10 protein-coding genes and 2 pseudogenes are annotated in these 11,063 nt (G+C 67.4%); 4 read left to right on the top strand and 8 right to left on the bottom strand.

Annotation, left to right across the window (positions count from 1 at the left end; genetic code table 11):
- Positions 1 to 17 precede the first annotated feature (17 nt).
- Positions 18 to 545 carry a hypothetical protein gene (locus J7E89_RS39050; protein WP_251061695.1) on the bottom strand — a complete coding sequence of 176 codons (528 nt, stop codon included), beginning with the start codon at positions 543 to 545 and terminating at the stop codon, positions 18 to 20.
- Positions 546 to 758: 213 nt separating this feature from the next.
- Between J7E89_RS39050 and istA the strand changes: the two genes are divergently transcribed.
- Both istA and istB read left to right on the top strand, forming a co-directional pair.
- Complete coding sequence (gene istA / locus J7E89_RS39045; protein WP_251061697.1) at positions 759 to 2,234, top strand: IS21 family transposase; 1,476 nt, start codon at positions 759 to 761, stop codon at positions 2,232 to 2,234.
- Positions 2,235 to 2,294: 60 nt separating this feature from the next.
- Complete coding sequence (gene istB / locus J7E89_RS39040; RefSeq protein WP_214981074.1) at positions 2,295 to 3,068, top strand: IS21-like element helper ATPase IstB; 774 nt, start codon at positions 2,295 to 2,297, stop codon at positions 3,066 to 3,068.
- Positions 3,069 to 3,155: 87 nt separating this feature from the next.
- Here istB and J7E89_RS39035 read toward each other — a convergent pair whose 3' ends face one another.
- Both J7E89_RS39035 and J7E89_RS39030 read right to left on the bottom strand, forming a co-directional pair.
- A complete protein-coding gene (locus J7E89_RS39035; RefSeq protein ID WP_251061694.1) occupies positions 3,156 to 3,380 on the bottom strand; it encodes a hypothetical protein in 225 nt (74 codons plus the stop codon).
- Positions 3,381 to 3,527: 147 nt separating this feature from the next.
- Entirely contained in the window at positions 3,528 to 4,265 is a 738-nt protein-coding gene (locus tag J7E89_RS39030; protein ID WP_214981072.1) for a hypothetical protein, read from the bottom strand.
- A 485-nt stretch (positions 4,266 to 4,750) separates the two neighbouring features.
- Here J7E89_RS39030 and J7E89_RS39025 point away from each other — a divergent pair.
- Positions 4,751 to 5,704 (top strand): annotated as a pseudogene (locus J7E89_RS39025) (transposase); the annotation flags it as partial.
- Between the two features lie 553 nt (positions 5,705 to 6,257).
- Here the strand turns inward: J7E89_RS39025 and J7E89_RS39020 are convergent.
- On the bottom strand, positions 6,258 to 7,139 hold the full coding sequence (locus tag J7E89_RS39020) for an IS5 family transposase (RefSeq protein ID WP_251061693.1): 882 nt from the start codon (positions 7,137 to 7,139) through the stop codon (positions 6,258 to 6,260).
- Positions 7,140 to 7,846: 707 nt separating this feature from the next.
- Complete coding sequence (locus J7E89_RS39010) at positions 7,847 to 8,116, bottom strand: hypothetical protein (RefSeq protein ID WP_214981070.1); 270 nt, start codon at positions 8,114 to 8,116, stop codon at positions 7,847 to 7,849.
- A gap of 165 nt (positions 8,117 to 8,281) precedes the next feature.
- Here J7E89_RS39010 and J7E89_RS39005 point away from each other — a divergent pair, with 165 nt between their 5' ends.
- A complete protein-coding gene (locus J7E89_RS39005) occupies positions 8,282 to 9,217 on the top strand; it encodes a transposase family protein (protein ID WP_214981068.1) in 936 nt (311 codons plus the stop codon).
- A gap of 87 nt (positions 9,218 to 9,304) precedes the next feature.
- Here J7E89_RS39005 and J7E89_RS41595 read toward each other — a convergent pair.
- From J7E89_RS41595 to J7E89_RS38985, 3 genes and pseudogenes are all read right to left on the bottom strand, one after another.
- Positions 9,305 to 9,847: pseudogene (locus tag J7E89_RS41595) on the bottom strand (plasmid pRiA4b ORF-3 family protein).
- An 11-nt stretch (positions 9,848 to 9,858) separates the two neighbouring features.
- Positions 9,859 to 10,119 (bottom strand): hypothetical protein, encoded by a 261-nt coding sequence (locus J7E89_RS38990; protein ID WP_214981064.1) that lies wholly within the window; start codon positions 10,117 to 10,119, stop codon positions 9,859 to 9,861.
- Positions 10,116 to 11,063: group II intron maturase-specific domain-containing protein (locus J7E89_RS38985; RefSeq protein ID WP_251061692.1), on the bottom strand; the 948-nt coding region annotated here is incomplete at its 5' end. The genes J7E89_RS38990 and J7E89_RS38985, both read right to left, overlap by 4 nt.

Here is an 11,063-nt window from a genome sequence, read left to right as displayed (position 1 = left end):
GGTCTAACAAACCACCGCTAGGGTGTCGTGCTCCGTGGTTGCAGGATCGGGTTCCAGGCGAACCAGCCCAGGTTCTCGGCGCCCAGTTCCCACGGGGACTCCAGCAGCAGTTTCCGGGTTGCCTCAAGGTCCGCAGTGACGGGAGCGGGAGCAGAGCCGATGCGGGTCATCAAGTCGCCCCGTGCGCGCCAGAACTCCTCGTCCTCGCCGCGCAGCCGGCGCACCGCCGCTTCCACGCAGGCAGGCCATTTCGGCATACCGTAGTGGTCGTCGTGGGTCCCGATCCGGGGAGCGCCGGCGAAGGCGAGGAAGTCGTCCGGCGGCAGACTCTTCTCGAAGTGTCTGAACATGTCGATGCGCTGTTTCACCTGTTTCTTGATCTCTCCGAGAAATCCCCAGCCGAAGTCCGTCAGGGTCCCCTCACATCCCGGCCAGACCGTGTCCCGGTCCAGGACCAGGTCCTCCAGCTCATAGAGACGGAACTGGTCGTCGGAGCCCAGGACGTCGAACGCCTGCCGGGTGAGCCAGGTGTTGCGGGCGAACATCGTCCCGTCTGACGGCGGCCGTGGCAAAGTCCAGATGTGCGGCCAGCCGAGTCCAGGCTGATGGCCACCGGAATTCCAGGTGGATGGCCGTCTGACCAGTGGTGTTCCTGATCACTTCCTTAACTGGAGGAGACCCCTCCGACCGTTTGCTGGTGTTTGCACGCATCAGCTACCGGCCGGAGAGGTCCTGTGACGAAGTCTGACACGGAGATTATGGAAATCCTTGAGGCGTACGACCTGACCGGGACGGTCTGGTCGGCGGCGACCTTGACGGGGCACGACCCGAAGACGGTCAAGCGGTATGTCGAGGCCCGCAACGGCGGGCGCAATCCCTATGAGCGAGAGCCGCGGCCGAAGATGATCGACGCGTTCCTGGAGAAGGTCGAGGAGTGGGTCGAGCAGTCGAAGGCGACGATCCGCGCCGATGTGGTCCACGAGAAGCTCGTGAAGATGGGCTACCGGGGCAGCGCGCGCTCGACGAGACGGGCGGTGAACGCGGCAAAACTGGCGTGGAAGGCGGGCAAGCGCCGAACGTACCGGCCGTGGATTCCCGAGCCGGGCCGGTGGCTGCAGTTCGACTGGGGCGAGGGTCCGCGCATCGCGGGGCGTCGGACCTGGCTGTTCTGCGCGTGGCTGTCCTGGTCGCGGTTTCGGGTGGTGATCCCGGTCTGGGACTGCACGTTGGGCACTTTGGTGGCCTGCCTGGACACCACGTTGCGGCGGATCGGAGGGGCGCCGACGTATGTGCTGACCGACAATGCGAAGACGGTCACCGTCGAGCACATCGCCGGGATCCCGGTGCGGCATCCGCAGATGGTCGCCGCGGGTCGGCATTACGGCTGCCAGGTGGTCAGTTGCGTGCCCTACGACCCCGAATCGAAGGGCGGTGCGGAGGCCACGGTCCGCATCGCGAAGGCCGACCTAGTGACCACCAGCGCGAACCTGGTGGCCGCCTACGACACCTTCGCCGAGCTCGCCGATGCCTGCCTGACCTGGTGCGATGCGGTGAACTCGCGCCGTCACCGGGCGACCGGGCAGATACCCGCGAGCCGTCTGGACGTCGAACGCACCACGCTGCATGTCCTGCCCATCGAGCCGCTCGCGCTCGCGCTGGGCGAGGAGAGGCTGGTCGGCTCGGACCGCACTATCAGCTTCAACTCGGTGCGCTACTCGACCCCGCCGGGCTATACCGGCGCCAAGGTGTGGTGCCGGGTGGTCGGCGAGGAACTGTCCATCACCGCCCGCACCAACTCCGGTGATCTCTCGGAGATTTGGCGCCACCAGCTTTCCACCCCGGGTGTTCCGCAGATCATCGACGAGCACTACCCCGACCATCCCGACGGCCGCAGCATCCACCAGCCGAGGCTGCAGCCCCGCTCGGAAGCGGAGATCGCGTTCGTGGGCATCGGCCCTGGAGCCGGGCGCTGGCTCAAGGAAGCCGGACCCGCCGGCGCCACCCGCATCCGATCCAAAATGGCCCGCGCGGTCGAGCTGGCCACCGTCCTGGGCAACGACAAAGTCGACCAGGCCCTCGGACTTGCGGCCACGGCCGGGCGCTTCGCCGACGGCGACCTGCTCTCGATCCTGGGACACATCGCCGACAGCAAGCCCGCCGGCGAGGTCGTCCGCGCGGACGAAGCCCACTCCGTCCAAAACGGAACCAGCGGCTGGCAGGCCCTGGGCCGCTGACCCAACGCACCGCCCACCAGCACATTCTGACTGCACCTCACCAAAGAGAACGGCACCTCCATGAGTTTCCCCAACCCGCCCGCGATCCCCGAGGAACTCGACAAGCTCATGCGCCGCATGCGCCTGCCCTATATGCGCAAGGCGGCTCCCGACGTTCTGGCCACCGCCCGCGCTCAACGCTGGGACCCCGCCGAGGTTCTGCGGCTGCTGATAGCCGAGGAGGTCACCGGCCGCGATGCGGCCACCCGGCGTTTGCGGCGCCACTCGGCGAACTTCCCCACCGGCAAGACTCTGGGCTCCTGGCGGGCCGAGGACTCCACCATCCCTGAGCCCACCCAGAACTCCCTGACCACCCTGGAATGGATCGGCCGCGCCGAGAACTTGGTGATCGCCGGCCCGAGCGGCACAGGGAAAAGTCATTTCACTGAGGGACTCGCCCAGGCCGCGATCGAGAAGGACCTGCGGGTGTCCTGGTTCACCCTGGAGACGCTGAGCGCCGCGATCGGCAAGTCGAAGGTCGACGGGTCCACCGCACGGACCGTCGCCCGGATCTGCCGCGCGGACCTCATCGTCATCGACGACATCGGCCTGCTGCCCGTCGGCGAGGACGCCGCCGAGGCGTTCTACCGGATCATCGATGCCGCCTATGAGCGCCGGTCCATCGCGGTCACCAGCAACATCCACCCCTCGGGCTTCGACACGATCATGCCGAAGACTCTCGCGGGCGCGAGCACCGATCGCCTCATGCATCACGCTCACCTCGTGACCACCACCGGTGACTCGCATCGCCTCGCCGAGGCCCTCGCCGGGAAGGGAGTGGTCCCCTTGCACTGACCCCCACCCCGGGAACACCACCGGCCACACGCCTGGGTTTCTGATGGCCACCAGCCTGGGCCTCCAACGGCCACCTACCTGGGCATCTCAATGACCGTTGACACCGTCGTGCAATACCTTGCGCCGGCTGGTCGGCCGGGAGGCGTGCGCGTCCTCAATCGGGCCGTTGCGCCACACGGACAGGACGAGCCCGTGGGCCGCTGCCCACCGCAGTCCGTCCTCCGCCTCGAAGACGCCCATCTCCTTAAGGCGCTGCCGCGCCCAGTCCAGCGCGTCCTGGATATCCTCGTCCACCGGCTGTCTCTCCCCCATAGTTCCCCGCTCCCCCTCTGTCCTTGTTTCCTCGCTGTTCGTGTCATCTGTGCGATACGGCGCCCGCAGGAAGAGCCGGACCGTACGCGGCCTCGCCGACACGCCCCGGTGCCAACTGCGCCAGCCTCGCGTCCGCCGGGGCCGCTCTCACACAAACCCGGGCTGCTGGAAGGCCGTGCCGAGCGCGCGCAGTTGAGCGCGGCGGGCCTGCATGAGTTCCTCCGGTCGGCGCAGGGCGGTGTCCAGGAGCCATACCCCGCGGCGGAACGGCTGGAAGCCGATGCTCTCCCACAGTGCGGCGATCTTCTTCTTCGCCTGGAGGCGATAGGCCTCGGTGACCTGCTCGCGGTCTTCGGGGTACTCGCCCATGCCGGGAAACACGGCTACCGCACAGCAGCCCCCGGACAAGCGGCGGATCGCCTCGACGGCCAGCGCCGGCCCCAGTCCGAAACCCCTCCACGCCTTGTCGAGGCTGACGCGGTCGAGGATCAGCAGATCGCCGACGGGATGTGTGACCGCTTTCTCGAACGCGGCGCTGTAGCCCGTGCGTCCGGAACGGCCAAGAACGGCGGAGACAACTACCTCAAGATCGCCGGATTCGGCGTCCGCCGCCTCCCACCGGTTGTCGCCGGTGTAGTCACGCAGCCTCCACAGGATGAGGTGCCCGATCTCGGAGCCCGCGGCCGGAGCGTGGCCGCCCCCTTCTTCTTCGTCTTCCCACTCCTCGTCGCCCGCCGTCCCGTAAGTGACCGTGACGCGCCAGGGTTCCAGGGTGTCCTCGTAGTCGTACGGCACTGCGGGATGTCCGTGACCGTAGTGGAGGTGAAGACGGGCGGGATCGCCCGGGAGTTCACTGACCGGCCGTTTGGGCATCGCTGATGTCATGACGGAAAGACTAGGAGCGGGCACTGACATCCCACCGGGAAACGGTACGAACGAGACCACGGACGCGGGTTGGCCCCAATTCGGCTGAGCACCTTCGCAGTCCCGCCCCTTGACCGGGATCGACCAGCGTCATCGGTACGTCGAAGAACGGCTTCCTCGTCGCGGGCCGACACAGCTCGGTCAGCCCTGGCCAGCGCCCGGAAAGCCAGGCGCTGGCCCTGCCGCCACTACTCAGGCACGGCCCGCCAGCCCCCTGACCAGCACAGACCAATCCACCTGAACCACGCAGTGAAATAGAAATCCCACGCCGATCACTACATTCCAAGACGATCACTGAACTTGCACTTCAGAGCCCCTCCGACTTCCGAACCTCCACGAAAACCCCAGCTCAGAGACGCACCACACCACAGCAATAAATCCTGAAACGATCACCAGATCCCCAGGCCAGCACATCACTCATCTAGTGATCACTAACGGATTTGTCACACGGCGACAGCGCCGAGACGCCGATCCCGGTAGCCATCGAGACCAGCCGCGGCCTGCTGGTCGCCACCCTTCGCGCCGGCACTCGGCAGGTGTTCGCCGTCAACCCGATGGCTGCCTCCCGCTATCGCGACCGGCACGGCGTGAGCCGCAAGAAGTCCGATCAGGGCGACGCCTTGGTGCTGGCGAACATCATCCGCACGGACATGCCGATGCACCGGCCGCTGCCCGCTGACAGCGACCTGGCCCAGGCCATTGCCGTCCTCGCCCGCGCTCACCAGGACGCCGTCTGGAATCGGCAGCAGATCGCCAATCAGCTCCGTTCCCTCCTGCGCGAGTACTTCCCCGCAGCCCTTGGGGCATGGCGGGACAAGGCTGGCGGTCTGGCCCGTGCTGATGCCCGCAAGATTCTCGGCGCGGCACCGACCCCGGCCCTGGCCGCGAAGCTGCCTTTGTGGCGGCTGAAGGCGATGATGAAGTGCGCGGGCCGCAAGCGGGGCGTCGATGAGGACGCTGAGCGGATGCACGCGCTGTTTCGTCAGGCAGCCGCCCGCCAGCTGCCCGCGGTGGAAGAGGCCATGGGCATGCAGGCCAAGGCCCTGCTGGTCCAACTGGACGCCGTCTGCGAGGCTGTCGACGACCTGGCCAAGGCCACAGAGCGGACGTTCCGCACCCACCCCGATGCGCCGATCATGCTCAGCTTCCCCGGCATCGGCCCCGGCGTCGGCGCCCGCATTCTGGCCGAGATCGGAGACGACCGCACCCGCTTCGCAACCGCCGGCGGACTGAAGGCATACGCAGGCTCGGCCCCCATCACCCGGGCCTCGGGAAAACGCAGGTACGTTGGTCGACGGTTCGTGAAGAACAACCGCCTCAATCACGCCGGATACCTGTGGGCTTTCGCGACCCTCACCCATTGCAAGGGAGCCAACGCGCACTACCGGCGCCGACGTGAGTGCGTTGTGGCAAAGGGAGCCCCTGTTCGATGAGCAGGGGTTTCTTCGTGCTCGGAGCATGATCGGGGTGTGGTGGGGGCAGGCAGCGGACGGTTTGTGGTCGATCGGGGAGGGTGCGATGCCGTCGGTGCTGGGGTTGATGGAACGTCGTGAGGCGCGGGCGAGGCAGGAGCTGGAGTCCTGGACGGAGGTCCTGGACCAGGATCAGGCGGAGGTGACTGCCGCGCGGGAGCGTGTCGATCGGGCTCGGGTGGGGCGGGAGGAGCTCGTTCAGGTGCTGGCCGAGGAGAGCGTGGTGGATGGGCCGGCTGCTGTGCCGTCTGGTGGTGAGGTGGCTGCCGCTGTGGGGTCGAGCGGCTCTGGCGCGGGGGCGGGGTATGACGAGCGGCCGCCGGTGTGGCGGTCGGGTATGGGTGAGGAGGTGCTCAGGGGCCTGTATCGGGAGGTGTTCGCCGCTGCGGTGGCCGCTTCGGGGCCGGTGGGTGGAACTGGCGCGGGCGGTGGGCCGGGAGGCGGACAGCAAGAACGAGGTGGAGAAGATCCGTCACCGTGCCTACGCGCTGGAGAAGCGGGGCTGGCTGCTGCGGGAGAAGAACGGACGGTTCATGCCCGCGCCCGGGGCAGTCGGTCGGGACGTTTCTCCGGCCAGCGCGGGGCGTCGTCGGCCATCCGGCGAGACAGCCTGATCACGGCGGCCCACCACACCATCTGGGTGTGGTGATCGGCCCGGCGTTCGTGTGTCGCGGTTGAGGCGGCGTGATCGCGAGAGCCAGCTCAGCGTTCTCTCTACCACCCACCTGCGGGCCAGTACGACAAATCCGCGTTGTCCGTCGGATCGGCGCACGACCTCGATCCGGACTCCGTGTCGGGCGAACGCCTTGGCCAGGGCCGGGCCCTGGTAGGCACTGTCGACCCACACCAATTTCAGCAGCCGACCTGGATCGGCCATGAACGTCTCCAGCAGCGCGGGGGCGGCCTTGGAGTCGTGGACGTCCGCTGTCGTCACGATGACCTCGAGGAGCAGGCCCTCGGTGTCGGTCAGAATGTGGCGCTTACGCCCGTCACGTGATTTCCCGCCGTCGTATCCGCGACTGTCCTCGCTGACGGTTTCGGAGGCGTCCACCGACTGACTGTCGATGATCCCCGCACTCGGCTCGGCGTTCCGGCCTTTGCGTTCCCTGGCCGTGCGACGCAGGCGTTCGTGCAGTTCACGCACGTAGTCGTAGGTCCGCCAGCGGCAGAAGAAGTCGTAGACGGCCCGCCAGTACGGGAAGTCGACCGGCAGGGCCATCCACTTGACCCCGTTGTCGACGAGGTAGCGCACTGCGTCGAGCATCTCGCGGTGGCAGTACGCCTCGGGGCGCCCGCCCTGCTTGAGGAGCCAGGCCGGCACCGGCATCGCGGAGCGGACCTCGGCCCACTCCGCATCCGTCATGTCACTCGGATAGCATCGCGCCCGCCGCCCCGGAGCGATCGAACCGAACCGGTGCACGTAGCAGTCACACCCAGGGGGTGACCGTGGTGGACGCAGGCACAGAGATACTGCTCAACTGATCGGGCAACGGGCTTCCTTGGTCGTGCTGGGTGTCGTAACCGCGTCACTACCAAGGGGCCCGTTCTTTCATGCCCGCGGCCGCACCCGTACCTCCGTCCAGATGGCCACCCGCGCCGCACACCTCGAACGAGATCCGGTTTGCCACAACGCACTGAGAGCGGAGACTGGCATGCCCAGGCCCTGCGGCACCTGTTCAACCGCATGCTCGGCCAGCTTCACTACTGCCTCCAGACCCGTGTGCCGTTCGACGAATCCGTCGCCTTCCCACAGCCCGCTGAAGCGGTCGCCTTGACGGCTTAGCCGCATGAGGTGTCTACCAGCGGCAGTCTGGGAGAGGTCCAGGCTGCTCGTCGAGTCGGAAGGGACGGACAAGCGGGGAGAAACCGGCAGAGCTCCGGTGCGCACGGCCCACACGAGGGCCGGCGGAGTGACAGGCGGTGCCCGCGAACGGTGCGGCGGATTCCTATCCGCTCGTCGTGGCTTGCACAGTGGAAGGCGTCGACTCCAAAGCGCCCCCGTTTGGAGTCGAAGTCGGAGCCCTGGACCACGCCGTCACAAGCCGTCCAGGGCTTCGCCTTGCCGGCGATTCAGTCCGTGTCGGCGTTCTTACCAACGAGGCCGGAGAGCAGCTGGACCATCGTCGCGTTCATGGTGCGCTGCTCGGCGATGAACCTGTCGAGCTTCTGGCCCAGGCCGTCGACCTTCTGCTCCAACCCGTCCATGCGCTGGCCCATGCCGTCGAACTGGCCGCTGAGGGCGTCCAGGCGGGTGTTCACCGCGGTGAACCCGTCGCTGACCTCGCCGCGCAGCGCGGCCTGGCCCTCGATGACGACGGCAAGGCCAGTGGCGTCGGTCACCGGGCGGGGTTCGTGCCGCGGAGGATGGTGAGGATCTCGGTCAGCATCTCGCCGTGCCGGGCCAGCACCCGGCCGTGATCGGTCAGCATCTCGCTGTGCTGGCCTAACGAGCTCGTGCACAGTTGGCGGTGAGACGTCGAGCTCTGTATCGGCGATCATGGCTGCGTGGTGGGGAACGCGACTCGCAGAGCGATCATCGGCGACCGGAGGGTCACTGGCCTGTCGGCCGCTGTGATTGCTGAACTGGTGGCCGAGGTCGGTCCGTTGTGGCACGAACGGCACCAGGCCAGGCTCGCATCACGGCCGCGGAAGCGTGCCGTGGGCGCCGGTGCGAAGCACCAGATGGTGTTCGTCGACCGGCTCCTGGCCACGCTCGTGCACCTTCGCCACGGGGTGACGCATGACGTGCTGGCCTGCTGGTTCGGTGTGGACCGCTCGACTGTCACCCGGGCTGTCGGCGAGGTGCGGCCCCTGCTCGCTGAGCGAGGGTGCACCATCAGCCCCGACGTGCGGCTGCGGACCCTGGCCGAGGTCGTGGACTATCTCGGCGCGACCGGGAAGACCGGCATCATCGACGGCACCGAGATCCGAGTCCGCCGCCCGGCCGTCGGCCACAAGGACCGGGACAGATTCATCTCCGGCAAGAACAAGCAGAACGCGGTGAAGGCCATGGTGTTCACCGACGGGGACGGGCGGCTGCTGTTCTGCAGCCCGGCCAGGCCCGGAAGCTGCGCGGACATCACCCACGCCCGCGAGTTAGGGCTGGTCAAGCTCCTGGCCGACGGACCAGCAGTCGAGATTCTCGCCGATGCCGGCTACCAAGGACTCGGCGCCCAGACCGGCGGCCGGGTGGTGACACCACCTCACCGCAAGTTCAAGAAGAACGCCCCGGACTGGTACGAGGAAATCCACGAGCGGCAGCGCAAGGCACACTCTTCCCGACGCATCCGTGTCGAGCACGGCATCGCCCACCTGAAGAACTGGCGGGCACTGACCCGGCACCTCGGCCGTCGCGAGCACATGGACGACACCGTCCAAGCCGTCGCCTGCCTGCTCTCCCATCAGCAGACCGCAGACCTGCTTCTGGCGCGGCAGACATGAGCGCCGAGCCCCACCGACGCCTTCGACGTCTCACCGCTAACTGTGCACGAGCTCGTTAGTGCTGCCCCGCGGAAGTTCCGCCGATGACTATCGGGCGGTGAGCTGCTTGTTGATGGCGGTGGCGTCGAAGTGTTCAGGGGCGAAGGCGCCGCCGACCCATTCGAGGAGTTCGTCGTGCTGTTCGTGGGCCGGGTCGGTGATCGCGGTCACGAAGTCCGCGTAGCCCCACAGGCCTCCGCAGTCCTCCGGCGGGCAGGCCCGGCGGCCGGTCAGGCAGCGGGGATAAGTGGTGCCCGCCTCCTTGGGCAGGACCTTCTCCACTTCGATGCGGTGGATCCAGTCGTCGCCCAAGTCGTAGGTGTAGCGGATGTTGTCGTCGACGGCTGGAGCGACCGCGTAGAGCGGGACCTTGCGCTCGTCCTGGTGGCCGAGTTAGCCGTCAGGCCGCCCGTACTCGCCGGCCGGGGTCTCGAAGACGTGCATGTGGTAGTTCTCCCAGCCCATCGCGGTCTGGATGACTTGGTGCAGACGGTCGAGCGTGATGTCGGCCGGGACCTGCAGGCGCCGCCAGACGGGAGGGCGGATATCGGCGAGGGAGACCTTGATCGGCAGGACGGAGTCAGCGGGCATGGCACGGTTCCTTATGCGGCGGGGGCGGTATCGCTCTCAGTCGGCCGGGGCCGGCCGTCGCAGTTCCAACGGAACGGGCCAGTCGAGACGTTGTGGCCAACGGTGAAGTCGATGACCTTGTCCAGCAGGTCCTGGCGGGAGGAGAAGTCACCGTGCCGCAGCACGCCGCGGCCCAGCAGCGAGAAGAAGATCTCGTCGGGTAGGACCGCTGCATTGCTGCAGCGGTCCCCCCTCAGAACCGGCCGTGCCCGATTTCCGAGCAGCCGGCTCAAGCAAGCCTCTTGGGCTCGCGGGCGGACAGAAGTGCTGGTCTCCGTCCTATGCCGGTGACCAGCCGACGATGGCAGTAGGTGTGTATCAGGCGTGGGGTGGCGGTTTTGTCCGGCTTGCCGTTGCCCGCGTCGGCGGTTACCGCGTGTTTGCGGATCGCGGTGCGGGTGGCCTTGAGCCACTGTTCCCACTGTTCGGGGCTTTGTGGCTCGTGGTCGGCGTGCAGCAGCAGCCCTCCGCAGAGTGGGCAACGGCCGTCCTGCTTCTGCAACAGATGCAAGGTGCCCTTGCCCAGCGGGAGTTTGCCGCGGCGGCGCCGCTTGGCCCAGAAGTCGACCAGGGCGGGATCGTCGGTTGATGCCCTCCCCGGCACCATCCGGTGCCGGACGATCGGCGTCCAGGCGAACTTGTAGAGGTAGAAACCGCTTGCGCGGTCCCCGAACACCCACGCGTCCTGCCTGAACGGATTGAACATGCCGAAGTACCGGGCGGTCACCCAGCGCATCGGCTTGTTCGGGTGGGAGAATTTGGCCCACTTGTAGACCAGTCTCCACACGTAGGCGTCCAGCGAGTTGAACGCTCGCTTGGACACCCCGATCCGGTAGTAGGCAGCCCAGCCCTTGATGATCGGGTTGAGCTTGGCGATCACCGCGTCGGCGTTGGCCCCCCGCAGGGCCAGCACCTCGGTGGCGAGCCGTTCCCGGATCCGCCGTAGGGCCGCGTTGCTCGGCTTGGTCAGCAACTTGCCGCGATAGCGCCGGATGTTGAACCCCAGGAAGTCGCAGCCTTCATCGAGGTGGACGATGCGCGTCTTGTCCTCGTTGAAGGCCAGTCCCCGGGGCGCGAGCCACGCAGTCAGCCGCGCCTTGACCTGCTCAGCCTGTTCCCGTGAATGGCACAGGGCAAGGAGGTCATCGGCGTAGACGACCAGAACCGGGGAATCGCG

Source organism: Streptomyces sp. ISL-100 (assembly GCF_018614615.1).
GTDB lineage: Bacteria > Actinomycetota > Actinomycetes > Streptomycetales > Streptomycetaceae > Streptomyces.
Note: the sequence above shows the minus strand (reverse complement) of the source record. Positions and strands in the feature narration are given on the sequence as shown.